The organism is Nocardia vinacea NBRC 16497, assembly GCF_000308835.1.
Lineage (GTDB): Bacteria > Actinomycetota > Actinomycetes > Mycobacteriales > Mycobacteriaceae > Nocardia > Nocardia vinacea.
On record NZ_BAGN01000084.1, the window covers coordinates 30,752 to 56,758 of the forward strand.

Genomic DNA, 26,007 nt, shown 5'->3' on the forward strand with positions numbered 1-26,007 from the left:
CAGCCCGAGCGTAGTAGATCACAGTCCCAACCTGTGAGCCGCCGTCGCCTTTATTGCAGCAGCTGACGCAGTCGCGCGCCCAGACTGTCCCAGCGCCACTGTTCCTCGACCCACGCGCGTCCCGTAGCGCCCATCGCGGCGGCGGCATCGCGATCGGACAGGATCTCGACGATGGCGTCGGCGATCTCGGTGGTCTTGCGTCCGTCGACGACGCGGCCGGACTTGCCCTCCAGCACGGTTTCCGGTGCACCGCCCGAACGTCCGGCGACCACCGGCACTCCGGACGCCGAGGCCTCCAGGTACACGATGCCCAGACCTTCGACATCGAGGCCGGCCCCGCGGGTGCGGCTCGGCATGGCGAATACATCGGCAAGGGTGTGGTGGGCGGCGAGTTCGCTGGAGGGGACCCGGCCGGTGAAGACCACGTCATCGCTGACGCCGAGGGCTGCCGCGAGCCCGTGCAACTTGTCCTCGTACGGTCCGCCGCCCGCGACCACCAACACCGCACCGGGAATCCGCGCGCGGATCTCGAGCATCGCGATGATCAACGCGTCCTGGCCCTTGCGCGGAACTAGTCGGGACAGGCACAGGATGGTCGGGCGATCGCCGAGCCCGTAGCGCGCGCGCAATTCTGCGCGCGCGGCCGGATCCGGCCGGAACACCTCGGTATCGACCCCCGGCGGCAGATATTCGAGTGCGGCATTCGGCCCGAACGCCGAGGCGAATCGGCGGCGCGTATATCTGCTGACATAGGTGACGACATCGGTGTGCTCACCGATGGCGCGCAGCGCCTGCCGCGCACCCGGCAGCATGGACCAGCCGACCTCGTGACCGTGCGTACTCGCCAGAATCCGGGTGGCGCCCGCGCGCCGCAGCATCGGTGACAGCAGTGCCAGCGGCGCCGCCGCACCGAACCACACCGTGTCGCAGTTCTCGCTGCGCAGCAGGCGCGCGGCCCGCCGCAACACCAGCGGGGTCGGCAGCATCAGCGTGGTCGGGTGGCGCACCACCTGGAACTTCTGCTTCGCATCGAATTTCAGATGACTGTCGCCACGCCACCGCGGAGCGTAAACGACCAGATCATCGGGCGGCAGCTCACCGGCCAACGCCTGCAGATACGACTGGATACCGCCCGGCCGCGGCGGGAAATCATTGGTAACCAGCAGAGTTCGGGCCATGCGAACAAACTACTGTGTTGGATTTGCGCGCCTTCGGCGCGGCTCGGTCTGATTGCCGCGCCTGCGGCGCACGCGCTTCGACGGCTCGGCTGTGTTCGATGGCCGCGCCTTCGGCGCGGACGTGAGACGGGCCGCGAACGGGTCGCTCGTAAGACTCGCTCCGTGGTGGTCGCTGATGGCGGATCGTTCGGCCACCGTTGTGTGTCGGATGGTCGAGTCCGGCGTGTGCGGCGATGCGTTTGGCCGGCTCGGGCGCGAGACGGTTCGCTCCGTGGTGATTGGGAGGGCGGGAGCGGTCCGAGATCAAGCGGTGCGGGCAGACAACCAACTGCGCCAATCGGCGACCAGATGGTCACGGCTGGTGCCGAGCACATCGCGCATGATGCGATCCTCGCTGGCGGAGTCCTGTTTACCCGCGGCGATGCGGCGGTACAGCTCGACCAGGCGCGGCTGGTCGAACTTATCGGCGACGAATGCGCAGACCGACCACGCCTGTTCATAGGCGGCGACGGCACCGCTGCCCGCGAAGTCGGCGGCGGACGGGAGATCGCGTGGGACATCTCCGGCGCGAATGCTGGTGGCCACCGTCGGCGCGATATCGGCGAAATGATGTCCGGCGCCGAGGTGGGCCACGAATTCGGCGAAACCCTCGAGCATCCACTGCGGTGCGCCGTCGACGGTTTGGGCCCGCGTGGCGATATGGGTGAGTTCATGGCGCAGCAGGGTGCGCAGACCGTCGGCGTCGAGACGGCGTCCGGCATCGGAGCTGAAGACCACGCGCTGGCCGGTCGGCTGGGTGCCGGGCACGAACGGATCGGCGACCGAGGCCGCGGCGACATCGGCGGGCAGGCTCGCACCCGAGCGCACAAGCGCGGCGAACTCCGACGGATTCGATGCGACCACCACCATCGCGGACTGGGCCCAGCCCGGCCCCCACACACCGGTGACGGCCGTGGTCGCGGCGGCGAGTTCGCCCGCGAGCGTATCGATTTCGTCCCGCTGCGCCGGATGACCGACGACCAGGGACTCCTGGCCGTTCCCGGTCGGCACCTGCTCCGTGACGAGCTGCCCGAAGGGTTCGAGCGTGCGCCGCACCGCGCCCAGGCGTGGATCGTTATCGGCGGCGCGCAGGCTGCCGATCGAAGTCGGCTGGGCCGCATGCAGTTTCGGCAGTACCGAATTCGGCACCATCAGCAGTGCACCGCAGGTTCCCGTCAGGACGGTCACCATCACGACGGTGGCGACGAACTGGAAGCGGCGCCGCGCGAACAACCAGGCGCGGGCCCGCCGAAAGCTACTCATAGCTGATCAGTATCGCCGAGCCGAGTGATAGGGCGTCGACCCCATCGGCGCAACGGCTACCGGAACCCCGAATGTGGAGGCGTGCAGCATCAATCCATTGCCCGCATAGATGCCGACATGGGAGATATCGGAATAGAAGAACACGACATCGCCGGGTTGCAGATCCTTCTGATCCACCGGGGTGCCGTAGGAGGCCTGCTGCGAACTGGTCCGCGGCACATCCTTGCCGACCTGTTTGAAGGCCCACTGCACCAGACCGGAGCAGTCGAACTGGTGCGGTCCGGTCGCGCCCCAGACATACGGGTCGCCGATGCGGGTGAGTCCGGCGGCCAATGCGCTGGTGCCGCTGCCGGGAACCAGCCCGCGCAGCAGGGTGTCGGTATCGAAACCGGGTGGGAACGGCGATCCGGCCAATGCCGATTTGTCCTTGGTGGACAACTGACCCCACGCCTCGACCACCTGCGCGATGGATCCGGACAGACCGGCCCGCTTGCGTTCGAGGTCGGTGCGCACCTGGTCGGCCTTATCGGAGGCGGCGCGGGCGATGTCGGCGGCGGCACGTGCGGCCTTTTCCGCCTCGGTCGCGGCGGCGGTCGCCTGCCTGTAGAGATTGAGCTGCTCGGAGTTCTTGGCCGAGATCACGTCGATGGTGGACATCTGGTCCAGCAGACGCTGCGGCGAATCGCTCAACAGGACAGCGGAGAGCCTGCTCGTGCGCGCGCCCTGATAGGCGGCGATCACGGTGCGATCGATGATCGGCTGGAACCTGCGGACCTCCTCGCGGGCCGCATCGGCGGTCTGCGTGGCCGCGTCGAGTTTGGCGTCGGCATCGTGCAGGGCGGCGAGTTTGGTGTCGAGATCGGCCTGCGCGCCCAGTGCCTGTTGATTGAGCTGCTCGGATTCGCGAGACAGGTCGATCATCCGCTGTACGGCCTCACCGGCAGTTGTCGGCATGGCGGCCGGATCGGCTCCGGCTGGACTGCCACTGGAGAGTGCGGCGGCCAGGACTACAGCCGCTAATGCCCCTCCCACCAGACGTTTCCTGCGATGTCTCCGGTGTTGTGCTGTCACAGCGCGCCAGGCCCCGTTTCTCTCGTGAAGCGATCTTGTCGCCTCCGTAAGCTGCGGGACTTCTGCGGCGAACTCCGCAAGCCGGGAAGGTCTCGATTAGGTTACGGAACGGCGTAGGTCTGTGTCCAGTGGGCCACAAAATGATCACTGGCCCTTTCGAGCGACCCGCAAGCGATCGCTACGCTATGCCATCCCGCCGCCCGGCCGTCTCGTAAGGCCGGGCGCGGTGATCGAAATAGCTCAGAAGCGGCGCGCGCCGGCGACCGGCATGGAGGAGATCGGCGCGAGCTTCACCGGGGTGCCGGAGGTGGAGGCGTGGACGACGTTGCCGTCACCGGCGTACAGGCCGGAGTGGCTGCCACCGTAGAACGAGACCAGATCGCCCGGCTGCAGGTCGTCGAGCGAGACCGGGGTGCCCGCGTTCAGCTGCTCACCGCTGGTGCGCGGCAGTTCCAGGCCGGCCTGCTGGTAGGACCACTTGACCAGACCCGAGCAGTCGAAGGCGTTCGGGCCCGCGGCGCCGTAGACGTACGGCGAGCCGACCTTGCTCATCGCGGCGTCGAGCGCGATATCGCCGACGGACTTCTTGGGGGCCATGAACGGCAGCGGGGCGTTGGGCACCTCGATGCCCGGGATGCCCTGCGGGATCGGGATCTCGTTGGGCACGTCGAAGGTGCCGATGCCGGGGATCGTGACCGGCTGGGCCGAGGCGGGCGCGGCGGGCAACAGGAAGACGCCGAGCGAGGCAGCTCCGACGGCTCCGGCCGCGACGGCACGCTTGGCATGTCGCTTGACGGTGTTGGTCGCCATGATGCGGTACTTCCAATCTGCCCCACGACGCCGCACCCGGTGGTACAGCGGACTGCGTGTCGAAGCACCGTCGGGTGGTGCGCCGAACTCCGTGAGGTCTCGAAAAGGTTACGAACACATCACGGTGTTTTGTAAAGCTGGAGGCATCCGAAATGGCGCTGCTCAACAAATTTGGCACCGAATATGTGCGACTTATGTCACACCAATCACGAAACGATAACAACGGGTGATTTTCCGGGGATCTCGGCATCGTGGGCCGAGCTGGAAGGCGTCCGGCGCCGGTGTGTCTCAGACGCGGGGTTTCTCGGAATTTCCCCAGGTAGTGACGGCATCTTGGCGCGTGCTCGGCCGGGCGAGTCGAACCGATCGGTCTCGGCGCCCGGGGCGCGGGCAGCGCGCCGACGGCACCGCCTCCTGGCGCCCGGGCGTGTCCGCCCGTTTGATGCAATTTTCCGAGCAATGTGATGTGCGCCACTTTTTGGTGTTCTAGATCATTTCGTGGGAATTGGAGCGAAATCCTCGCCGTGTAATTCGGACATTTCTCTGCTGAAATCCCAGGTGGCTTTTCCGGCGGTTCCTGTCGTACCGACGCCCTACGCTGCACGCCGTGCCCGATCCGACGCCGCGCCAGGCCGCCGCACTGCAGTTGGCCTTCGACGAGCTCGAGACGCCGCTCTACGACACCACCTTCGTGGTCGTCGACCTGGAGACCACGGGAACCAGCCCCGAGGGCGACGCCATCACCGAGATCGGTGCGGTGAAGGTGCGCGGCGGTGAGGTGCTGGGGGAGTTCGCGACCCTGGTGAATCCGGGACGGGCCATACCGCCCGCGATCGTGCAGATCACCGGGATCACCACCGCGATGGTCTACGAGGCGCCCCGGATCGAGGCGGTGCTGCCGGGTTTTCTCGAATTCGCCAAGGGTGCTGTGCTGGTCGCGCACAACGCCCGGTTCGATATGGCCTTCCTGCGCGCGGCTGCGGCCCGCATGGATGCGCCCTGGCCGAGCGGGCCGGTGGTGTGCACGGTAAAGCTGGCGCGGCGCGTCCTCGCCCGCGACGAGGCCCCCTCGGTCCGGCTCGGGGTGCTCGCGCCGCTGCTCGGTGCGAGCACCCAGCCGAACCACCGTGCACTAGACGACGCAAGGGCGACAGTGGACGTGCTGCACGCCCTCATCGGTCGGGTCGGCAATCTGGGCGTGCACAGCCTGACCGAACTGCTCGACTATCTGCCGAATGTCACACCGCGCCAACGCGCCAAGCGCGTTCTCGCCAACGATCTGCCGTCGAGTCCGGGCGTCTATCTCTTCCGTGGACCCTCCGACGAAGTCCTCTATATAGGGACGGCCGTGAACCTGCGTCGACGCGTGCGCAATTACTTCACCGGATCCGAGACCCGCGGCCGGATGAAAGAGATGGTCTCCCTTGCCATCCGGGTCGACCACGTGGTGTGCGCGCACGGTCTGGAGGCCGGGGTGCGCGAGCTGCGACTGATCGTCGCGCATACCCCGCCCTATAACCGGCGCTCGAAATTCCCGAAGCGCGGTTGGTGGATAACGCTGACCGACGAACCGTTTCCCCGATTCGCGATCGCACGCACACCGACCGCGGATGCGTTGGGGCCCTTCCCTTCTCGGATGGACGCGAACGACATCGCGCTGACCATTGCGGAGCACAGCGGCCTGCGCACCTGCACCACGCGACTGCCGCGCGACGGTCGCCACGACTGTCCGCCCGCGGTGGTCGGCGGATGTCCGGCGGCCGTCAGCGGCACTCCTATATATAGGGAGGAATACGAACCCGCTGCCGCGGCCGTCCGGGCGCTGTTCGCGGGGCACTCCGACGCGGCGTTGCGAGCCATGCTCGACCGCATCGAAACCCATTCGCACGCCGAACATTTCGAGGCCGCCGCCCGATTGCGCGACCGGACCGTCGCGGTGGTGCGGGCAGTGCACCGCACCCAACGACTCGCCGCGGTGGCACGGATCGCCGAACTGATCGCGGCGCATCCGGACGGAGCGGGCGGTTGGGAGTACGCGGTGATTCGCTATGGGCGGCTGGCGGGGGCCGGCACCTCGGCGCGGGGTGTGCCGCCCATGCCGGTGATCGAACGCATCGTCGCGGCATCGGAGACCGTACTGCCGGATCCGGTGCCGCCGTTGCGCGGTGCGTCGCCGGAGGAGGTCGGTCTGGTGACGCGATGGTTGGGGCGGCCGGGGGTGCGGATCGTGCGCACGAGTGAGGGGTACGGCGATTCGATCCGAAGTGCCGGGCGCTGGGCCGGGTGGGCGGATCTCGCCGATGCGGCCGCACGGGCCCGACTGCACGGGCCGGAGACCGAACTCGCGGAGTACAAGGGCGGTGACCGCCTAGGCTGACAGCCATGATTACCGCGATCGTGATGATCCAGGCCGAGAACGCCCGCATTCCGGAGACCGCACAGGCGGTCGCCGACACCGTGGGTGTCACCGAGGTCTACTCCTGCGCGGGCGATGTCGACCTGATCGCGATCGTGCGGGTGCGCGACCACGAGGAGATCGCCGAGGTGGTGACCGGCCGGATCGACAAGACCCCCGGCGTTGCCCGCACCACCACCCACATCGCCTTCAAGTCCTACTCCAGCGCCGACGTCGAAGCGGGCTTCTCCCTCGGCGAGTGAGCCGTACTCAGCGAACGAGGATGGAGGACCCGGAGAAGGTGCGGGAGGCGCCGGAGGGGAGTACGGCGCCGGCTTCGCCCTTGCAAGCGGCCATATAGAAGACGGCGACGGTGGCGTCGGTGTGGTTCTCGATGGCCAAGGGGGCGGCGCCGCCACCGATCTGCAGGCAGCCGGACGGTTCGCGGTAGACGCTGCCGTTGACGACCAGGCTGCCCTGTGCCGCGTACGCGGCGGCGGGTCCGCCTGCGACCGCCGCGGCGACCGATAGCACGCCTAGGGGACGGCAGCCGGCGGAGCCGGCGGGGTGGGTATGCACAGTGCCGCGTAAACGCCCCGCTTCATCATTTGCTCCTCAGCAGTCGAGCCGGGCGGCGTACACCGGAGCGAAACGGGGCGACGCCGGATTGCCGCGTCACTGTAACCTGTACCGCCACAAGAGGTCTGCCGACATGCGGCGCACGATTCGCGCCGCGGCAGTCAGTTGTCGCCGAGGGTGTTGGTGAGCTTGGCCCAGCGGTCGAGCAGGGCCACGGATCGGCCGGTGTCGATGGCTTCGGCGGCGCGATCGATGCCCGCGGCGAGAGCGTCGTGTACATCGGCATCCGGATCGCCGACCCCCTGGGACAACTCGTACGCGACGATGGCGGCGGCGGAGTTCAGCAGTACCGCATCGCGCACCGGGCCCGCGGTACCCGCGAATACACTGCGCGCGACACCCGCGTTGACCTCGGCGTCGCCGCCGCGCAATGCGTCCAGCTCGACGCGCGCGATGCCGATGCGGGTCGGGTCGATGGTGGTTTCCCGCAGTTTTCCGCCCGACACCACCCAGGCGTGGGTGGTGTCGGAGGTGGTGATCTCGTCCAGGCCGTCATTGCCGCGCACCACGATGGCGCTGGCGCCGCGCTCGGCGAAGACCCCGGCGATTACCGGCAGTAGTTCGGGGAACGCGCAGCCGACCAGCCCGGCGCGCGGTTGCGCGGGGTTGGTGAGCGGGCCGAGCACATTGAAAACGGTCGGGATGCCGATTTCCTTGCGGGCCGGACCGGCGAAGCGCAACGCGGGGTGGAACAGCGGCGCGAAGCAGAATCCGATGCCGACCTCGCGCACGCAGCGAGCGACGGATTCGGGGCCGAGGGCCAGCTTCACGCCCAATGCCTCCAGCACATCGGCGCCACCGCTCTTCGAGGAGGCCGCGCGATTGCCGTGCTTGACCACGGGCACACCGGCCGAGGCCACCACGATCGAGGACATCGTCGAGATATTCACCGAACCGGACCGGTCACCGCCGGTTCCGACAATGTCCACCGCGTCGCCGTCGACGTGCACCAGGCGGGCGTGGCCCAGCATGCCGGCGGCCATGCCGGACAGCTCGGTAGGAGTCGGGCCCTTGATCTTCATCGCGACACCGAATGCGGCGATCTGTGCCTGCGTCGCATTGTCGGTGAAGATCTCGTCGATCACCCAGGTCGTGTCGTCCGCTGCCAGATCGCCACCATCGGCAAGGGTCCCGAGTACTTGGGGCCAGCTGCGCATGTCCACTTCTCCTGTCACCACTGGTTCGCGCACCAGTCTGTCGCGATAGAGCGTAGTGGTCGAGACGTTATTACCGCTGCGCGGTCGCGGAACCCGGTTGCAGCGCGTCCCAGCCGTCCGTGACGCCGTCGTGGCGCTGAGCGAGACCGACCATCCTGGCCCGCTCCTGCGAACAATGCAGTGCGTCGAGCAGTTGAACCCGTTGCAGGATCAGCGATTCCAGATCGTGTGGACCTTCGGCGCGGGGTGCCGCGGCGTAACCGTCCTGGGCCGCGATCGCACACACCTCGTCGACCCGATCCGGCGGAATACGCAAATGATGGCGCAGCAGCGCGGGCTCGTCGGCTTTGAGAGCCGAAGCGCGCGCGAGTGTCGTCGAACACGCCTCGGAGTCATCGAAGCACTCCGCTACGACTACTAGATCGGAACGGGTCGGATCCAGCGGTTCGGGTTCGTTCCCACCGAACAGCCGTTGCCACCAACGCGTCACATCCGCCTCCTGATCTCAGCTTTTCCTAATGCTGGGCTGTCATCCTGTGGTCGCGCGACATTCACACCCCTACGTCACCACAACGGAGCGAGTCTTACGAGCGACGGTCGGCGGCCCGTCTCGCGGCCGAGTCGTCGAAGCGCATGCGCCGCAGTCGCGAGTCTCGACGGCGCCGCTAGCGACTGCTTGCAGGTCGCTCGAAAGGGTCGGCCGCGAGACACCAGGGGGCCGCCGACACGCCGTGCCGTGCGCGGCCATCAAACGCTGTCTGTCCGTGCGTTTTCCGACACGGGAGGACAAGTTTCGCACCCGGGTAGTTGTGTCGTACTACGACGAGTCATACTTACCCCCGTGACGACCGCAGTAGGGACCCCAGGATCGGCCATTACTCAGCGTGTGCATTCGCTGAACCGGCCCAACATGGTGAGCGTCGGTACCATCATCTGGCTGTCCAGCGAGCTGATGTTCTTTGCCGGGCTCTTCGCGATGTACTTCGTCGCGCGCGCCCAGGCCCACGGCAACTGGCCGCCGGAACCGACCGAGCTGAACCTGAAGCTTGCCGTGCCGGTCACCACCGTGCTGGTCGCCTCGTCGTTCACCTGCCAGATGGGTGTGTTCGCGGCGGAGAAGGGCGATGTGTTCGGCTTGCGCCGCTGGTATGTCGTCACCCTGATCATGGGTGCGCTGTTCGTGGCCGGTCAGGGCTACGAGTACACCAACCTGGTCAAGGAAGGCACCTCGATCTCGAGCAGTGCCTACGGCTCGGTGTTCTACATCACCACCGGTTTCCACGGTCTGCACGTCATCGGCGGTCTGATCGCCTTCGTGTTCCTGCTGGTCCGCACCAAGGTGAGTAAGTTCACCCCGGCACAGGCCACCGCCGCGATCGTCGTCTCGTACTACTGGCACTTCGTCGACATCGTCTGGATCGGGCTGTTCGCCACGATCTACTTCGTCCGCTGAGTCGGGCCAGTACCCCAAATCTTTTGCACAAGTCGGTTCCGTCTACTCCAAAGGGACACAGATGAGTTCATCTCCCCCGTCAGCGCCAGAGCCCGCCAGCCCCGGGAACGGCCAGGCAAGCAAGACGCGCAAGCAACGCCGTATGCGGCGTCGCATCGCGGGTGGGCTTGCGCTGTTGGTGGGCCTCGTCGGAGCCGGATTCCTCGCCACCGCGATCACGCCGGACCCGCAGGTCGCGACCGCGCACGAGGACCAGTCCGCGCTGATCCGCGACGGTAAGCAGCTCTACGAGACCTCCTGCATCACCTGCCACGGCGCCAACCTGCAGGGCGTGCCCGACCGCGGTCCGAGCCTGATCGGCGTCGGCGAGGCGGCCGTCTACTTCCAGGTCTCCTCGGGTCGCATGCCGCTGGCCGCCAACCAGGCTCAGGCCACCCGCAAGCCGCCGAAGTTCGATGCCCATCAGACCGACGCCCTCAGCGCGTACGTCGCCGCCAACGGAGGCGGCCCCTCCGTGGTGCGCGACGCCAACGGCGAGATCGCGCAGGAATCGCTGCGCGGACCGGACATCGCTCGCGGTTCCGAGCTGTTCCGGATGAACTGCGCGTCCTGCCACAACTTCACCGGCCGTGGCGGCGCGCTGTCCTCCGGTAAGTACGCGCCGCCGCTGGAGCCCGCTAGTGAGCAGCAGATCTACGCCGCGATGCTCACCGGCCCCGAGAACATGCCGAAGTTCTCCGATCGGCAGCTGAGCCCGGAAGAGAAGCGCGACATCGTCGCCTACGTCAAGAACGCCACCGAAGAGAAGAGCCCCGGCGGCTGGGATCTCGGCGGGTTCGGTCCCGCGACCGAGGGTCTGGCCATGTGGGTGGTCGGCATCACGCTGGTCGTCGGCGCCGCGATGTGGATCGGATCACGTTCATGAGCGGGCGCAGCGAGCGAACAACAAACACAGCCGATACATCGGTCATGACGGAGCCGAGCGCTAGCGAGGCGCAGGCATGAGCGATAGCAAGGAGCCAACTGACATGGGTCGGCCGGATGAGGGCCACGACGGCGCGGAGCCGTCGAACGAGCAGGTGAACACCACACCGGCTGAGCCCACCGAGGAAGAACTCGACGCGATGTCGCGCGACGAGCTGGTCAAGCTCGGTACCGAGCGCGACGGCGTCGACGTCGCCTACCGGCGCCAGCGGTTCCCGGTGCCGGGCACCCGTGCCGAGAAGCGGGCCGAGCGGCAGGTCTCGTTCTGGTTCGCGGTCTCCGGTATCGCCGCCGCGGTCCTGGTCGGGGTCTTCCTGTTCTGGCCCTGGGAGTTCAAGGGCTCGAACGAGGAAGGCCACACCGCCTACTCGCTGTTCACCCCGCTGGTCGGCCTCAGCCTCGGTATCGCCGTGCTGGTCATCGGCGTCGCGGTCGTGCTGATCCGCAAGAAGTTCATCCCGGCCGAGCTGTCCATCCAGGTGCGCCACGACGGGCCCTCGCCCGAGGTCGAGCGCCGCACCCTGGTCGCCGAGCTGCAGGACGCGCTGGACACCTCCACACTGGGTCGCCGCAAGATGATCACCCGGACCGCGGGCGCCGGTGTCGGCGTGCTCGGTATCGGTGCGCTGCTGGTCTTCGTCGGCGGCATGATCAAGAACCCGTGGGCCAAGGGCGACAAGTCGCCGCTGTGGGTCTCGGGCTGGACCCCGGACTTCCCGGGCGAGACCATCTACATCCGTCGCGACACCGGTCGCCCCGAGGACGTCATGCTGGTGCGTCCCGAGGATCTGGACGCGGGCGCGATGGAGACGGTGTTCCCGTGGAAGGAGAAGTGGCGCGGTGACGAGCACGCGACGCTGCAGTCCCTGCGCGGTATCCGCAACGCCGTCATGCTGATCCGGCTGCGTACCGAAGACGCGCAGAAGGCCATCAAGCGCAAGGGGCAGGAGAGCTTCAACTACGGCGACTACTTCGCCTACTCGAAGATCTGCACCCACCTCGGTTGCCCGACGTCGCTGTTCGAGCAGCAGACCAACAAGATCCTGTGCCCCTGCCACCAGTCGCAGTTCCTGGCGACCGAATGGGGTAAGCCGGTCTTCGGTCCCGCCGCTCGCGCACTGCCGCAGCTGCCGATCACCGTCAATTCCGAGGGCTACCTGGTCGCCGCGGGCGACTTCATCGAGCCGCTCGGTCCGGCCTACTGGGAGCGTCGTTCATGAGCGAACGAAGTGAGCGAATCATGTCACAGCGTGCAGGGCACATGCCGGAACCGAGCGCTAGCGAGGTGCAGGCATGAGTCCTTCAGTCGCAGCCCAAGCCCACGAGGCCGACGAGCGGTATCGCGCCGCGGCGTTCGTGAAGCGGTCGATCAACAAGGTCTTCCCGACCCACTGGTCGTTCCTGCTCGGCGAGATCGCGCTTTACAGCTTCATCATCCTGCTGCTGTCGGGTGTTTATCTGACGCTGTTCTTCGATCCGTCGATGAGCGAGGTCGTCTACAACGGCGCCTACCAGCCGCTGCGTGGTGTGACCATGTCGCGGGCCTACGAGACGGCGCTGAACATCTCCTTCGAGGTGCGCGGCGGTCTGTTCGTGCGCCAGGTGCACCACTGGGCCGCACTGCTTTTCGCGGCCTCGATCATCGTGCATCTGTTCCGCATCTTCTTCACCGGTGCGTTCCGCAAGCCGCGCGAGGCGAACTGGGTCATCGGCTGCCTGCTGCTGATCCTGGCCATGTTCGAGGGCTTCTTCGGTTACTCGCTGCCCGACGATCTGCTCTCGGGTACCGGTCTGCGGGCCGCGTTCGGCGGTATCACGATGAGTATCCCGATCGTCGGCACCTGGATGCACTGGCTGATCTTCGGCGGTGACTTCCCCGGCGACATCATCATTCCGCGCCTGTACATCGCGCACGTGCTGCTGTTCCCCGGCATCATCCTGGCGCTGATCGCCGCGCACGTCGCGCTGGTCTGGTACCAGAAGCACACGCAGTTCCCCGGCCCGGGCCGCACCGAGAACAATGTCGTCGGTGCGCGCATCGTGCCGGTGTTCGCCTCGGATCAGGGCGCGTTCTTCGCCTTCACCCTCGGCATCGTGGCGATCATGGCCGGTGTGCTGCAGATCAACCCGATCTGGAACATGGGTCCGTACAACCCCTCGCAGGTGTCGGCGGGTTCGCAGCCCGACTTCTACATGATGTGGACCGACGGTCTGGCGCGTCTGATGCCGCCGTGGGAGCTCTACCTGGGTCGCTACACGGTGCCCGCCGTGTTCTGGGTGGCGCTGATCATGGGTCTGGTGTTCACGGTGCTGATCCTGTACCCGTGGATCGAGAAGCGCCTGACCGGCGACGATGTGCACCACAACCTGCTGCAGCGCCCGCGCGACGTGCCGGTGCGCACGGCGATCGGTGCGATGTCGATCGGTTTCTACGTGGTGTTGACGCTCTCGTGCGTCAACGACATCCTGGCGCTGAAGTTCGACATCTCGTTGAACGCCACCACCTGGATGGGCCGCATCGGCCTGCTGGTCGTGCCGCCGGTGGCTTACTTCATCGCCTACCGGTTCTGCATCGGTCTGCAGCGCAGTGACCGCGCGGTGCTCGAGCACGGCATCGAGACCGGTGTGATCAAGCGTCTGCCGCACGGTGAGTACATCGAGGTGCACCAGCCGCTGGGCCCGGTCGACGATCACGGCCACCCGGTCCCGCTGGAGTACCAGGGCGCGCCGGTGCCCAAGAAGATGAACAAGCTGGGTTCGGCCGGTAAGCCGGGCACCGGTAGCTTCCTGCGCGCCGACCCGCCGCACGAGATCGAGCAGGCCTTCGAGGACGAGCACGCGGAAGAGCACAAGCAGCTCGCCGTACTGCAGAAGGTCCAGGAGAAGGCGAACGGTCAGAACGGTAATCACTCGCACTGACGGATAAGCAGAAGGCCCCGAGTCGAATTCGACTCGGGGCCTTCTGCTTTAACGGGATACCCGGCGGCGGGCGGCCTCGATGGCCTCGAATTTGGCCAGGTTGTGGCGGGCGTCGGCGAGGGCGTCGTGGGCGTCCGGGGGGACCGGCGGCAGTTCGGGACGACCGTGGGCCTCCCAGTGTTGCCGCAGTTCGTTGGTGTAGCGGGGGAGGGCGTTGGGCAGCTCGGTCATGGAGCCCCAGAGCTGGCACAGGGCGACGTGGTCGTATGCGGCCACCCAGGCCCAGAGTTCGGGGGTGATGCTGGGGCGCGGGACCAGGAATTCGTAGAGGTCTTTGCGGATCTGTTCGCGACTGCGCCAGCGCGGGGAGGCGGGCGGCGGCAGCTGCGGCAGCACGTACCTGCGTACCCACGGGCCCGCCCGTTCGGGATCGAATTCGGTTGAGACCGCGTAGTATTCGCGGCCGTCCTCGCAGACCACACCGATCGATACGAGGTCGATCGTCGACCCGTCCTCGATGAATTCGCAGTCATAAAAATATCGAAGCGAGATCGGTCTCTCCTCCAAAGATCGGTACGGTGCGGCGATAGTGCCCGGCTATCCACCCTAGGTGTGCAGAATCCACCCCTAATACCGGGTACCTGCGCAGTTGGGGGTATCCGTATTCTGAACGGGTGAACTGGACCGTCGACGTACCCATCGATCGCCTGCCGGAGCTGCCGCCGCTGCCCGCAGAGCTGCGAAGGCGGCTGGACGACGCGTTGGCGCGTCCTGCGCTACAGCAGCCGGCGTGGGATCCGGAGCAGGCGGCAATGATGCGGACCGTGCTGGAGAGTGTGCCGCCGATCTGCGTACCCGCCGAGGTAGAAGAGCTGCGCGGGCAGCTCGCGGAGGTCGCGCGCGGCGAGGCCTTCCTGATGCAGGGCGGTGACTGCGCGGAGACCTTCGCCGACAACACCGAACCGCATATCCGCGGCAATATCCGCACCCTGCTGCAGATGGCCGTCGTGCTCACCTACGGTGCCAGCCTGCCGGTGGTCAAGGTCGCGCGTATCGCGGGCCAGTACGCGAAGCCCCGCTCCTCGGATACCGACGCGCTCGGCCTCAAGTCCTACCGCGGTGACATGGTGAACTCGCTGGTCGCCGATGCGAAGGTGCGCGAACACGACCCTTCGCGACTGGTGCGCGCCTACGCCAACGCCAGCGCGGCGATGAATCTGGTGCGCGCGCTGACCGGTGCGGGCATGGCGGATCTGCATCGTGTGCACGACTGGAACCGCGATTTCGTGGCCCAGTCGCCCGCGGGTGCGCGCTATGAGGCGATGGCCGGGGAGATCGACCGCGGTCTGGCCTTCATGACCGCCTGTCGGGTGAACGATCCGAGCTTGCAGTCGGCTCGCATCTACGCCAGCCATGAAGCGCTGGTGCTGGACTATGAGCGCGCCATGCTGCGCCTCGGCCAGAACCCGGCGGGCGAGCCGGTGCTCTATGACCTGTCCGCGCATTTCCTATGGATCGGCGAGCGCACCCGTCAGCTCGACGGCGCGCATATCGCCTTCGCGGAACTGCTGGCCAATCCGATCGGGCTCAAGATCGGCCCGACCACCACGCCGGATCAGGCCGTGGAGTACGTCGAGCGGCTCGATCCCAATAACGAGCCGGGCCGGTTGACCATCGTCTCGCGCATGGGCAATACCAAGGTTCGCGACGTGCTGCCGCCCATTATCGAGAAGGTGCAGGCGACCGGACACCAGGTCATCTGGCAGTGCGACCCCATGCACGGCAACACCCACGAGGCCTCCACCGGCTACAAGACCCGGCACTTCGACCGGATCATCGACGAGGTGCAGGGCTTCTTCGAGGTGCACCATGCACTCGGCACGCATCCCGGCGGTCTGCACATCGAACTCACCGGTGAGGATGTCACCGAATGCCTCGGCGGCGCACAGGACATCTCCGATCTGGATCTGTCCGGTCGCTACGAGACCGCATGTGACCCGCGGCTGAACACCCAGCAGTCGCTGGAACTGGCCTTCCTGGTCGCCGAAATGCTGCGCTGACCAAGGCTTTCCGACAGGAGCGCCGCGACATGCGGCGCTCCTTTGTCGTCAGGGCAGCGCCGTCAGCGAGACGGTACTGCCCGCCTCGACATTGGAACCCACGCCCGGAACTTGGCCGATCACCACGGAGCTGTCGGACGGGGCGAGCTGACGCACCGCCACCACCAGGCCGAGCGCCTGCAGCTTGGAGCGGGCGTCGGCGACGCTCGAGCCCACCAGCAGCGGCACCTTCACGGCATTCGAGACGATCAGGGTGATGCCGTCGCCAGACTGGATCGTGGTGCCCGCGGCCGGTTCGGTGCCGATGACGCTATCCGCCTCGATCGTGCGGTCGAATTGAGTTCTGGTTTCGCGCACCGTGATTCCGGCCGCGGTGAGCACCTTGTTCGCTTCCTCGGTGGTCTTACCGCGCACATCGGGCATCTTTACCGGCTGAGATCCCTTGCTGCGGTATACCTTTACCTGCGCGGCCAGCGGCAGGACGGTGCCGGGAGCCGGATCCACCTTCGCGAAGGTGCCCTTGGGCGCGGTGCTGCCGGTTTCGCCCGCGTCCACCGGTTGCAGCCCCGCATCGCGGATGAGCTGGTTGACCTTCGAAATATCGTCGCCCGCTTTGATATCCGGCACGCGGGGTTTGCCGCTGGAGATCAGCACGGCCACCGTCGAACCCTTGGTGACCTTGGATCCGGCCGAGGGATCGGTGCCGACCACCCCGCCGACCGGGATGGTGTCGGAGGTCTTCTGTCTGATCTCGGTGTCGAAACCGGCATCGGCCAGCGCCGAAATCGCGCTGGCCTGATCCTTCCCGGCCACCGATGGGACGGCCGAGTAGCGCCCGACGCCCAACCACCAGCCGCCGATCCCGACCAGCAAGGTGAGAACCGCGACGATGGCGACCCAGAGCAGGACCGTGCGCCGCGATTTGGTCCGGTCGTCGAAGGGGGACGGCTGCGGCGAATGCGATGGTGCGTAGTGATCGCGGTAGGTGTCCGGCGGCCCGTAGTTGTCGGGCGGACCGTAGTCGGGCACCCGCGGGCGCGCCGCGGTGACGACCTTGGTGTGCTGCTCGGACTGCGGTGGCGGTGCCGCGGCCCTGGCCTGCTGCGGTGGCGGCGCGGCGGTCTTGAAGCTGGCGCTGAGATGTTCGGCCGACTCCTTGGGTGCGGGCACCCGATACGGCGGCAGATTCAGCGCGACCCCGATCGAATGCAGTTCGGCCGCCATCTCGTTGGCATCGGCGAAGCGATGCGCGGGTTCGCGGTTGGTGGCCCGCGCGATCAGATCGTCGAACTCCTGCGGGACTCCGGCGATGAATTCGCTCGGGCTGGGCACATCGTTCTCGATGCGCTGGTATGCCACCGATAGCGAAGTGTCGCCCGTGAACGGGACCTGGCCGGTGAGCAGTTCGAAGATCAGGATGCCGAAGGAGTAGACATCGCTGCGCGAATCGGCGGTGCCCGCGGTCACCTGTTCGGGTGACAGATATGCGGCGGTGCCGAGAATTACGCTCGCCGAGGTGGTGTTCGCGGCCGCGACGGCGCGCACCAGACCGAAATCGGCGATCTTGACCTCGCCGGAATCGGAGATCAGCACATTCTCCGGTTTGATATCGCGATGGATCAGGCCCGCCGAATGCGCGACGCCGATCGCGGCCAATACCGGCTCGGCGACCGCGCGCACCGCATGCGGGGGCATCGGACCGCGTTCCCGCAGCAGCTCGCGCAGCGTGCCGCCCTCGACCAACTCCATGATCAGGAACGGATACTCGCCGTCCACTCCCTGGTCATAGACCGCGACCAGGGAGGGATGCTTGAGCTTGGCGACCGCGCGCGCCTCGAATTCGAACCGGGACAGGAACTGGGGATCGGCGGCGAACTTGGGATCCATCACCTTGATGGCGACCGGACGGTCCAGACGGGTATCCACCCCTCGGAAAACCATCGACATCCCGCCCCGCGCGATCGGCGCGTCGATGCGGTAGCGCCCCTCCAGGATTTGCCCGATCAACTGATGTCCTCCGGCTTTCACAAAGTTCTCACCCCTCGCTCCGAATGCGACAAGCGATCGACCGCCTCGCGCGGCCCGCTCACGATCGTAGCTGTGTCGATCGGCTGTGTTTTTGGCCGCGCGGGCGCGGCGTGTTCGCGGCCCCTGGTGTCTCGCGTCCGAGCCGTCGAGACTCGCGACTTCGTCGCATGCGCTTCGACGGCTCGGACGCGAGACGGGCCGCGAACGGGTCGTTCGTAAGACTCGCTCCGTGGTGGGTGCTGATGGTGGATCGTTCGGCCACCCGATGTGCGCGTCGGATGGTCGAGACCCGCGCGTAGGGCGCATGGGCTTCGACGACTCGGACGCGAGACGGGCCGCGAACGGGTTGCTCGTAAGGCTCGCTCCGTTGTGGTTGGTTGATCTGCAAACTGATGGTTCGTGGCCACAGGTGTGGAATCGTGGAGGAACGGTCCAGGGTGTCTCGAGCCACGCGATGCGGGACCGTCTACCGTTATCCGGGTGAGTGCATTTCCTTGCAGTGACGATGTTCTTCCCCAGTCGGAGGCGGTGATCCCGCTGCCCGAGGTGGCCGACAAGCTCGGGCTCGTGGTGACCCGAGTGCATCAGATGCTGCGCGACCACCAGTTGCTCGCCCTGCGCCGCGATGGCGTGGCCGGCGTGCCCGAGCGATTCTTCGACGACACCGGCGCGATCGTGAAGTCGCTGCCTGGCCTGATCACCGTCATGAAAGACGCCAAGTACACCGATGAGGAGATCCTGGAGTGGATCTTCACCGACGACGAGAGCCTGCCCGGTAAGCCCGTCGACGCATTGCACGGCCCGCTCGCGCGCGAGGTCCTGCGCCGCGCGGCAGCCGAGCCCTTTTGAGTTAGTACCTGCGCAGCGCGGCGGTGGTGAATTCCGCCGCCGCAACTCGCAGACGTCGGTGGCGGGGGACCACGGCGCGGCGCGCGAATACCGCGTAGTCGGAGTGTTCGATTTCATCGAGAATGCCGGAGTAGAGCGTGCTCGCGGTGCGGATGGCGGGGCGCACGCGGGGGTCGAGTAGGTCGATGCCCGGGTTCGCGAAACGGTAGAGGTCGCGGTTGATCGCGATCAGGTGGGCCAGTGCGCGGCGCACCCGCTGGTCGGTGTGGCCGACGCGATGGCAGTGGGTCAGCAGGTCCGCTTCCACGCCGAAGGCCGCGAGTTCGTCGGTGGGGAGGTAGATCCGGCCCCGGTCCAGATCCTCGGCGATATCGCGCAGGAAGTTGGTGAGCTGAAAGGCTTCGCCGAGCGCGGCGGCGGCGGGTTCGGCCTCGGCTACCGGGACGACCGTGCCGAGTACCGGCAGCAGTTGCAGACCGATCGCGGCCGCGGAACCGCGCATGTAGTCGCGCAGCTCGGCCATGGTGGCGTAGACGGCACGGAAGTGCGCGGTTCCCGGCACATCCATGCGCATGGAGTCCAGGAAGATCCAGAAGTGCTGGGGCGCAATGTCGTAGCGCTCGATGGTGTCGGCCAGTGCGGCGAGTATCTGGGTGCGCCGGTCGACGGGAGGTTTTGCCTGCTCCAAGGCGACGCGCAGTTGCTTCTCGATCAGATCGAGTTCGCCCGCGGGTCCGTGTTCGGCGTCGTACGTGGGGTGATCGACGATGTCGTCGACCATGCGCGCGAAGGCGTAGAGCGCGTGCACCGCGGGTCTTCGTGGTTGCGACAGCAGTCGGGTGGCGAGGAAGTAGGTGCGTCCGTGTACGGCGGCGATCGCCCGGCATACGCGGTATGCCGCGGCCAGTTCCGAGCCGCGGGCGGGTAGCGCGACCTCGGTCATGACCGGGTGACGGCGACCGGATTGCTCTCCGGTGGGGTGGCGCGCAATCGCAACGGGTCGACCCGCCGCAGCGACAGGGCCGCGACCACGGCGGCGAACGTCGCGGCAGCCACATGCCCGAAGCTGTAGAGCCCGATCGAGCCGTCCGGCTGGAAGACCAGCATCAACCAGGTACACAGCCCGACCAGCACCATCAGCGTGGTGGTGGACAGTGCGAACCCAGCGGCCAGCGCCAGCGGCCAGGAGTAGTACCAGGGCAGTGCCGCGGGCGAGAGGATGACAATGGCGACGAAGGCGATGAGGATGCCGAAGACCGCCTCGCGCTCGCTGTGCCGGAACCGCCACCAGGTCCACGCCAGCACGGCGATCAGCGCCAGCGCGCAGAGTGCGCGGGTCACCGCGAGCACCGGATCCATCTGGAACGGTGTCACCCAGCGGACCATATGCGCCATGATCGTCGGCAGCGAGAGCCAGTTGATGATCTTCTTCGAGCCCGACAGCGCGGTCAGCCAGCCGATGCCGACCCCGGCGACGGCCGAGGCGGCCACGAAGACCACCGCGAACACGCTCAAACCGAGTCCGGCGATCTTGGCGAACATCAGCGCCGGATGCGGTACTTCCGCACTCGGTCGCGCGGGTTCGGCCTCGCTTTCGATGCGCTGGGTCGCACCCGGTGATTGCGCGGCGCGTTGCAGCGCCCGGCGTTCACGTTCGTGCAGCATCCAGATCCACACCAGGAACGGCAGTGCGACACCGGCGGTCGCCTTGATGGCGACGCCGATCGCGACGACCACGATGCCCGCCACATGATGGCGCTCCAGCACGAGTGCGATACCCGCGCACATGAGCCCGACCATGAGCATTTCGTTGTGCACACCGCCGATGAGGTGGATCAGCACCAGCGGGTTGAGCACCGCCAGCCACAACGCGACCGTCGGCTTACCACCGAGATGTTTGGTCAGATACGGCACCGCCCACATCATCAGCGCCAGTCCCGGCAGCATGACCAGTCGCAGGGCGATGGTGCCCGCGACCACGTTGTCGCCGGTGATCGCGGTGATCGCGTTGCCGAGCAGCAGGAAGATCGGACCGTATGGCGCGGTGGTGGCGGTCCAGACCGGGCTCACGTTGTCCAGCAGCACACCGGGATTGGCGACCGGCGGAGAGACGTAGGGATCGAAGCCGTCGCGTAGCAGTGCGCCCTGGGCCAGATACGAATATGCGTCCCGGCTGAACATCGGCACCGCGAACAGCAGCGGGAAGATCCAGATGCCGACGATCGCGCGCAGCTCGTTCAGCGTGACCCCGGCGTCGGACCGGTCACCGAATCCGATCGTGGTGCGGCCCAGGCGCACCCACGCGGTGATCATCAACAGCACACCGACCCAGATGACCATGGTGGACAGCACATAGCCGTGCCCGAATCGCAGCCAGGACAGATGCATCGCCTCGAGCAGCGGATCGCGCTTGCGGACGCTGCCCGCGCCGAATCCACCGAAGGTGATCATCAGCGCACCGAAGAAACCGAGCAGCGCCGAATGCCCCTCGGGGCTGCGGGCGAAGTCGGCGGTGGTCCGCACCCAGGCCCGGAACCCGTGTTCGTCGCCGGCCTGCGGTGCCTGGCGCGCCGGGGCGCTCGATGGACGCGCCTCGTCTTCGGTCGCGGTGATCGCGTCGTCGGTGGGCGCGGGGGCCGTCATCTCAGGGGGATGCATGTGGTGTCGGTCCCCCCGGAGTGGTCGGCGGTCGCAACCGCAGGCGAATAGGTCGGCCGTTAGTTTATCGGCTCGCCGGGAACACTATCCCGCTGGTGCGTGAGGATTCATCCCGAGCGGCTCGCGCGGTGCCGATAATTCGGTTTGCCGCCAGTTTTCCGGACAGCAAGGTGGTCGGCACGCCGACACCCGGAGTGGTGCCACAACCGGCGATAACCACGTTGTCGCTGCCACCGGAAAAATTGCGCGGACGAAATGGACCGGTTTGCCGGAACAGATGGGCTGCGGAGAAGGGGGTGCCCGCGAGCATGCCCTGATCGTGCCAGGTACCGGGTGTGTCGAGATGATCTACGGTGAAGTGTTCGGCGATGCCGTGGTATCCGCGCTCCTGCAACACATTCAGGAGTTCACGCAGGTATGAGGGGCCGAGCCGGTCCCAGTCCAACGGTGCTGCGTCGAGGTTGGGGCAGGGGGCGAGCAGCGAGAACGGCTCGTGCCTGCCGTCGGCACGGTCGATGTAGAGCGCGGGATCGGTCAACGCGGGCCGGGTGAGCAGCAATGACGGGTCACTCATCAAACGACCGCGGCCGGGGCGCGCGGCGATCTCGTCGAAGGTCCGGTTCCAGGCCTCGCCGAAATCGATGGTGTGGTGGGCCTGGATCGGCCAGGTCTGGGCGATCGCGGCGGGGATGGTGCCGTGTGCGACGACGGCGGACGGTGCGGCGCGCAGGCGACGGCGGCGGCGCACGCCGAAGCGCGCGAGAGCGCCGAGGTCGGTGGTGAGCACCACGGCGTCGCAGTCGAAGGTGCGACCGTTCGCGGTGCGGACCTGCCTGGCCCGGCCGCCCGCGTATTCGATCCCGGTGACCTCGGTGTTCAACTCGAGGGCGCCGCCCGCCGCGGTGAAGGCATCGGCGAGTGCGGCGGTGATGGCGCGCATACCGCCCTCGGGGAAGTAGACGCCCAGTGAGGTGTCCATATGCGGGATCGCGCCGTATACAGCGAGTGCCTTCGCCGGGGCCATGCCCGCGTAGAGCGCCTGGAAGGTGAACAGTCGGGCCAGGCGGGGATCGTGCAGGAAGTGGGAGACGCGCGGGCCGAGCCTGCCGAATCCGCCCAGACGCACGAGGGTGGCCAGTGCGCGGCGCTTGGCCGGATAGCGGACCATATCGACCGGCGAATCGAAGTTCGTATCCATGAACTCGGTGAATTCGGCCTGGTAGATCTCCGCGAGCCAGTTGCGCAGCCGTCGGTAGCGCAGGGCCTCGTCCGCGCCGCAGACACGGGCCACTTCGATCGCCATCGCCTCGGGATCGGCGTAGACGCGAATGGTGGAGTCGTCGGCGAAGCGGGCGTGATAGCTGGGGGCGAGTTGGTGGATGCGCAGTGGCGGAGTGCAGGTTTCGGGGGTTGCGCCGACGGCGGCGAGGGCATCGGCGATCAGCTCCGGCAAGGTGAGTACCGTTGCGCCGGAGTCGATTTCGTAATCGGGGCCGCGGTACATGCCGACTCGGCCGCCGGGATGATCGGCGCGTTCCAGCAGGGTGACGGTGCGCCCGGCCCCGGTCAGATACAGGGCGGCGGCGAGGCCGGATAGGCCCGCGCCCACCACCACGACGCGATCGGTCGGTCCCGCAACGGTTTTCATGTGGATCTCCTCGCGCGGCCGCGGCTAATGCGTGCGACTCGTCGCGGCCAGGGCCATGGCGCGCAACCGTTCCTTGGCATCGGGCGTTGCGGTACTCGACGCCAGTGCGGCCAGGCCCTGTTCGGTGAGTTCGGTGATGCGGCGCTCCACCTCGTCGACCGCGCCGAGTCCGGTGATCACTGCGCGCAACCGCTCGACCTGGTCTGTAGTCAGATCGGTGCCGATGCTGGTGCGCAGCAGGTCGGCGGTGGCCGGGTCGGTGGCGTCGGCGCGCTGCAGCGCCTCGGCGACCAGGACGGTGCGCTTGCCCTCGCGTAGGTCGTCGCCGGAGGGCTTTCCGGTGACCGCCGGGTCACCGAAGACGCCGAGCAGATCGTCGCGCAGCTGGAAGGCGATGCCGATATCGGTACCGAAGGTCCGGTAGGCCTCGATCAGGTGCGGATCGGCGTCGGCGAGTGCCGCACCCAGGTGCAGCGGGCGCTCCACGGTGTAGGCCGCGGTCTTGTAGCGGTTGATGCGCAGCGCCGCGGCGACGGATTCGTCACCTGCCGATTCGCCGTGGATATCGAGCAGTTGCCCGCCGAGTACCTCGGTGCGCATCAGCGCCCAGACCGGTGCGAAGCGGCCGAGGGCGGCGGCGTCCAGTCCGGCGGTATGCACCATGTCATCGGCCCAGGCCAGCGCCAGATCGCCGACCAGGATGGCGACCGAGGTGCCGAAGTGTTCGGCATCACCGGCCCAGCCGTGGTCGCGGTGGCGCTGTTCGAAGTCGACGTGCACGGTGGGGAAGCGGCGTCGGGTACGCGAGGAGTCGATGATGTCGTCGTGGACCAGTGCGCAGGCCTGCACCAATTCCAGTGCGGCACACGCGTTCAGGACCGCGGCGGCGTGCGGGCCGGTGGGATCGCCGCCCGCGCCGAGCCAGCCGGTCCAGGCGAAGGCAGGGCGAGTGCGCTTACCGCCGCGCAGCACGAAGAGTTCGAGCGCGTCCGCGGCCTGGACGAAAACCGGACCGAGCGGTTCGACGATCGGGCGTCGGGTCAGGAAGAACGCTTTGAGCGCGTCCTCGACCGCCGCGACGAATCCGGGGGTACCCGGCGTGTGATTCGCGGGCGGGGTGGGGTGAGGCGTCTGGATACCGGTTCCGGCGGACAGGGGAGCCTCCAAGGTCGTGCGGGTGCTGGTGCGCGGTGGATCGTGTGCGCTATAGGTACTTCGGTGCCGGACGGTGACCGTCGCGCGTGTCGTTCCGGCGATCGCGAGCGTGTCGCTTGCTCGCAGAATACGCGTACGGTTGCGACGACCCGACGGCCCGGTTACGGCCCACCACTACACTGGACCGGTGACTTTCGATAACGTGCGGGGACGTTCGACCCCTGGCCGGCCGTCCCCGACGCCACCGATCGTCTCTGGAACACCCTCGGTTGTACAGAGTCTGCGGACCCATTCCGGGGGTTCGGTGCCTTTCTCGGTGGAGTTCAATCCGCCGCGTGACGCCGCGGGCGAGGCGCGGCTGTGGCGTGCGGCACGCACCTTCGAGCGCATGCATCCGGCCTTCGTCTCGATGACCTACGGCGCGGGCGGTACCACTCGTGACCGCACCGTGCGGATCACCGGCGCGCTGGCCGAGGAGACGACGCTGCTGCCGGTCGCGCATCTGACCGCCGTCGAGCACAGCGTCGCCGAACTGCGCTCACTGGTCGGCGCGTACGCCGATTCGGGCATCCGCAATATCCTCGTGCTGCGCGGCGACCCGCCCGGTGATCCGCTCGGCGAATGGCGCAAACATCCCGAGGGGGTCGCCTACGCCGAGGAACTGGTGCGCATCGTGCGCGACCTCGGTGACTTCCATGTCGGCGTCGCCTCGTTCCCACAGGGCCACCACCGGTCTCCCGATCTGGAGCATGACACCGCGTACCTGGCCGCGAAACTGCGTGCGGGCGCGGAGTATTCGATCACCCAGATGTTCTTCGACGTCGAGCACTATCTGCGGCTGCGCGACCGCATCGCAGCCTTCGACCCGATCGAGGGCGCGAAGCCGATCATTCCGGAGCTGATGCCCATCACCTCGCTGCGCACGGTGGCGCGCGCCGAGGAACTGTGCGGACGTTCCCTGCCGCCCGCGGTCATGGAGCGCTTGCGCAAGGCCGCCGGGGACGGGCCGGAGGAGAACAATGCCGCGGTCCGCGAGGTCGGCATCGAAATCGCCACCGAAATGGGCCAGCGCCTCATCGATGAGGGCGCGCCCTGCCTGCACTTCATCACGCTGAACTTCGCCAAGGCCACCGGTGAGGTCCTCACCAACCTCGGCTACGGCGTAACCGCCGCACCCAGCTCCCATGGCTCCCCGAGTCTTCTGCCGGTCGTGGGTGCCACACCGGTGGCGTCGCGGGCCGACGGTTAGTCGGGGTCGGGTGCTGGGCGTACCCGGCGAGTTACCGATGTTCTTGCGAAATCAGTTGTTGCGCGGAATCCCCAGCTGCCCCCGACATCGGTAGACGGGGGCAGCATGCCGGCTACGCGGCGCGCGCTGTCCGCAGACCCCAGGCATCGGCGAGAAGTCGATGCGATTCGAGACGGTCCTCGTGACGATGCGTGATGCTGGTGACGAGGAGTTCGTTCGCGCCGGTAACTCGCTGCAGGGCCTGCAGGCGTTCGACGACCGTGCGCGGGCTGCCGACGAATTGGGTGGCGAGGCGGTCGTCGACCAGTCGGCGCTGCTCCGGTGTCAGCGGGGTGGCGGTATCCGGATCGAGGTAGTCGGCGGCGCCCGCACCGCTGCGAATGCTGTGCACCCAGTGACCGTAGGTGGCGGCCAGATGTTGGGCGCGCCCGTCGTCGGGAGCGACGACCACG

At 67.3% G+C, this 26,007-nt stretch carries 22 protein-coding genes and 1 pseudogene; 9 read left to right on the forward strand and 14 right to left on the reverse strand.

The features are described from left to right. Positions 1–50: 50 nt before the first annotated feature. The 4 genes from ON44_RS10540 to ON44_RS10555 all read right to left on the reverse strand — a co-directional run bounded on the left by ON44_RS10540 (position 51) and on the right by ON44_RS10555 (position 4,361). Positions 51–1,178, reverse strand: coding sequence for a glycosyltransferase family 4 protein (locus ON44_RS10540; protein WP_040688549.1), 1,128 nt, complete (start codon positions 1,176–1,178; stop codon positions 51–53). Between the two features lie 303 nt (positions 1,179–1,481). Beyond that, positions 1,482–2,480: a hypothetical protein gene (locus ON44_RS10545; RefSeq protein WP_040688551.1), complete on the reverse strand. Its 999-nt coding sequence runs from the start codon at positions 2,478–2,480 to the stop codon at positions 1,482–1,484. A 6-nt stretch (positions 2,481–2,486) separates the two neighbouring features. Further along, entirely contained in the window at positions 2,487–3,512 is a 1,026-nt protein-coding gene (locus ON44_RS10550) for an NlpC/P60 family protein (protein WP_051181855.1), read from the reverse strand. 279 nt (positions 3,513–3,791) lie between these two features. Beyond that, positions 3,792–4,361, reverse strand: a complete 570-nt coding sequence (locus tag ON44_RS10555; RefSeq protein ID WP_040688554.1) for a C40 family peptidase — start codon at positions 4,359–4,361, stop codon at positions 3,792–3,794. Positions 4,362–4,968: 607 nt separating this feature from the next. On the opposite strand from ON44_RS10555, the gene ON44_RS10560 reads away from it, so the two are divergent. Continuing rightward, a complete protein-coding gene (locus tag ON44_RS10560) occupies positions 4,969–6,738 on the forward strand; it encodes a DEDD exonuclease domain-containing protein (protein ID WP_040688556.1) in 1,770 nt (589 codons plus the stop codon). A gap of 5 nt (positions 6,739–6,743) precedes the next feature. After that, positions 6,744–7,019 carry an Lrp/AsnC family transcriptional regulator gene (locus ON44_RS10565; protein ID WP_040688558.1) on the forward strand — a complete coding sequence of 92 codons (276 nt, stop codon included), beginning with the start codon at positions 6,744–6,746 and terminating at the stop codon, positions 7,017–7,019. A 7-nt stretch (positions 7,020–7,026) separates the two neighbouring features. Here ON44_RS10565 and ON44_RS10570 read toward each other — a convergent pair whose 3' ends face one another. From ON44_RS10570 to ON44_RS10580, 3 genes are all read right to left on the reverse strand, one after another. Beyond that, a complete protein-coding gene (locus ON44_RS10570; protein WP_051181856.1) occupies positions 7,027–7,290 on the reverse strand; it encodes a hypothetical protein in 264 nt (87 codons plus the stop codon). 206 nt (positions 7,291–7,496) lie between these two features. Beyond that, a complete protein-coding gene (trpD, locus tag ON44_RS10575) occupies positions 7,497–8,552 on the reverse strand; it encodes an anthranilate phosphoribosyltransferase (protein WP_051181864.1) in 1,056 nt (351 codons plus the stop codon). A gap of 70 nt (positions 8,553–8,622) precedes the next feature. Then, positions 8,623–9,042 (reverse strand): membrane protein, encoded by a 420-nt coding sequence (locus ON44_RS10580; protein WP_040688560.1) that lies wholly within the window; start codon positions 9,040–9,042, stop codon positions 8,623–8,625. 351 nt (positions 9,043–9,393) lie between these two features. Between ON44_RS10580 and ctaE the strand changes: the two genes are divergently transcribed. The 4 genes from ctaE to qcrB all read left to right on the forward strand — a co-directional run bounded on the left by ctaE (position 9,394) and on the right by qcrB (position 13,908). Then, entirely contained in the window at positions 9,394–10,005 is a 612-nt protein-coding gene (ctaE, locus tag ON44_RS10585) for an aa3-type cytochrome oxidase subunit III (RefSeq protein ID WP_040688563.1), read from the forward strand. 61 nt (positions 10,006–10,066) lie between these two features. Further along, positions 10,067–10,930: a cytochrome bc1 complex diheme cytochrome c subunit gene (gene qcrC, locus ON44_RS10590; RefSeq protein ID WP_040688566.1), complete on the forward strand. Its 864-nt coding sequence runs from the start codon at positions 10,067–10,069 to the stop codon at positions 10,928–10,930. Between the two features lie 103 nt (positions 10,931–11,033). After that, positions 11,034–12,209 (forward strand): cytochrome bc1 complex Rieske iron-sulfur subunit, encoded by a 1,176-nt coding sequence (gene qcrA / locus ON44_RS10595; RefSeq protein WP_051181858.1) that lies wholly within the window; start codon positions 11,034–11,036, stop codon positions 12,207–12,209. Positions 12,210–12,282: 73 nt separating this feature from the next. Then, positions 12,283–13,908 (forward strand): cytochrome bc1 complex cytochrome b subunit, encoded by a 1,626-nt coding sequence (qcrB, locus tag ON44_RS10600; protein WP_040688569.1) that lies wholly within the window; start codon positions 12,283–12,285, stop codon positions 13,906–13,908. 48 nt (positions 13,909–13,956) lie between these two features. Here qcrB and ON44_RS10605 read toward each other — a convergent pair whose 3' ends face one another. Next, entirely contained in the window at positions 13,957–14,475 is a 519-nt protein-coding gene (locus ON44_RS10605; RefSeq protein ID WP_245567096.1) for a polyadenylate-specific 3'-exoribonuclease AS, read from the reverse strand. 107 nt (positions 14,476–14,582) lie between these two features. Here ON44_RS10605 and ON44_RS10610 point away from each other — a divergent pair, with 107 nt between their 5' ends. Further along, positions 14,583–15,968, forward strand: coding sequence for a class II 3-deoxy-7-phosphoheptulonate synthase (locus tag ON44_RS10610; protein ID WP_040688572.1), 1,386 nt, complete (start codon positions 14,583–14,585; stop codon positions 15,966–15,968). A 48-nt stretch (positions 15,969–16,016) separates the two neighbouring features. Here ON44_RS10610 and pknB read toward each other — a convergent pair whose 3' ends face one another. Continuing rightward, positions 16,017–17,975: a Stk1 family PASTA domain-containing Ser/Thr kinase gene (pknB, locus tag ON44_RS10615; RefSeq protein ID WP_245567097.1), complete on the reverse strand. Its 1,959-nt coding sequence runs from the start codon at positions 17,973–17,975 to the stop codon at positions 16,017–16,019. A gap of 501 nt (positions 17,976–18,476) precedes the next feature. Here pknB and ON44_RS10620 point away from each other — a divergent pair. Further along, on the forward strand, positions 18,477–18,845 hold the full coding sequence (locus ON44_RS10620) for an Rv2175c family DNA-binding protein (RefSeq protein ID WP_040688576.1): 369 nt from the start codon (positions 18,477–18,479) through the stop codon (positions 18,843–18,845). Between the two features lies 1 nt (position 18,846). On the opposite strand, the gene ON44_RS10625 is transcribed toward ON44_RS10620, so the two are convergent. From ON44_RS10625 to ON44_RS10640, 4 genes are all read right to left on the reverse strand, one after another. Beyond that, positions 18,847–19,788, reverse strand: a complete 942-nt coding sequence (locus tag ON44_RS10625; RefSeq protein WP_040688579.1) for a phytoene/squalene synthase family protein — start codon at positions 19,786–19,788, stop codon at positions 18,847–18,849. After that, entirely contained in the window at positions 19,785–21,488 is a 1,704-nt protein-coding gene (locus ON44_RS10630) for an alpha-(1->6)-mannopyranosyltransferase A (protein WP_051181859.1), read from the reverse strand. The genes ON44_RS10625 and ON44_RS10630 overlap by 4 nt, the downstream gene beginning before the upstream one ends. Before the next feature lie 79 nt (positions 21,489–21,567). After that, the gene (gene crtI, locus ON44_RS10635) at positions 21,568–23,151 is read right to left on the reverse strand and encodes a phytoene desaturase family protein (RefSeq protein ID WP_040688581.1); all 1,584 of its coding nucleotides are present in this window, start codon (positions 23,149–23,151) and stop codon (positions 21,568–21,570) included. Between the two features lie 24 nt (positions 23,152–23,175). Then, positions 23,176–24,318: a polyprenyl synthetase family protein gene (locus ON44_RS10640; protein ID WP_040688582.1), complete on the reverse strand. Its 1,143-nt coding sequence runs from the start codon at positions 24,316–24,318 to the stop codon at positions 23,176–23,178. Positions 24,319–24,493: 175 nt separating this feature from the next. On the opposite strand from ON44_RS10640, the gene ON44_RS10645 reads away from it, so the two are divergent. Further along, a complete protein-coding gene (locus ON44_RS10645) occupies positions 24,494–25,555 on the forward strand; it encodes a methylenetetrahydrofolate reductase (RefSeq protein ID WP_051181860.1) in 1,062 nt (353 codons plus the stop codon). A gap of 112 nt (positions 25,556–25,667) precedes the next feature. Here ON44_RS10645 and ON44_RS10650 read toward each other — a convergent pair. After that, positions 25,668–26,007 (reverse strand): annotated as a pseudogene (locus ON44_RS10650) (LLM class flavin-dependent oxidoreductase); the annotation flags it as partial.

Coding starts and splice junctions, on each gene's coding strand:
- ON44_RS10540 (WP_040688549.1), bottom strand. CDS start 1,178: ATGGCCCGAACTCTGCTGGTTACCAATGATTTCCCGCCGCGGCCGGGC.
- ON44_RS10545 (WP_040688551.1), bottom strand. CDS start 2,480: ATGAGTAGCTTTCGGCGGGCCCGCGCCTGGTTGTTCGCGCGGCGCCGC.
- ON44_RS10555 (WP_040688554.1), bottom strand. CDS start 4,361: ATGGCGACCAACACCGTCAAGCGACATGCCAAGCGTGCCGTCGCGGCC.
- ON44_RS10565 (WP_040688558.1), top strand. CDS start 6,744: ATGATTACCGCGATCGTGATGATCCAGGCCGAGAACGCCCGCATTCCG.
- trpD (WP_051181864.1), bottom strand. CDS start 8,552: ATGCGCAGCTGGCCCCAAGTACTCGGGACCCTTGCCGATGGTGGCGAT.
- qcrC (WP_040688566.1), top strand. CDS start 10,067: ATGAGTTCATCTCCCCCGTCAGCGCCAGAGCCCGCCAGCCCCGGGAAC.
- qcrA (WP_051181858.1), top strand. CDS start 11,034: ATGGGTCGGCCGGATGAGGGCCACGACGGCGCGGAGCCGTCGAACGAG.
- qcrB (WP_040688569.1), top strand. CDS start 12,283: ATGAGTCCTTCAGTCGCAGCCCAAGCCCACGAGGCCGACGAGCGGTAT.
- ON44_RS10625 (WP_040688579.1), bottom strand. CDS start 19,788: ATGACCGAGGTCGCGCTACCCGCCCGCGGCTCGGAACTGGCCGCGGCA.
- ON44_RS10630 (WP_051181859.1), bottom strand. CDS start 21,488: ATGACGGCCCCCGCGCCCACCGACGACGCGATCACCGCGACCGAAGAC.
- crtI (WP_040688581.1), bottom strand. CDS start 23,151: ATGAAAACCGTTGCGGGACCGACCGATCGCGTCGTGGTGGTGGGCGCG.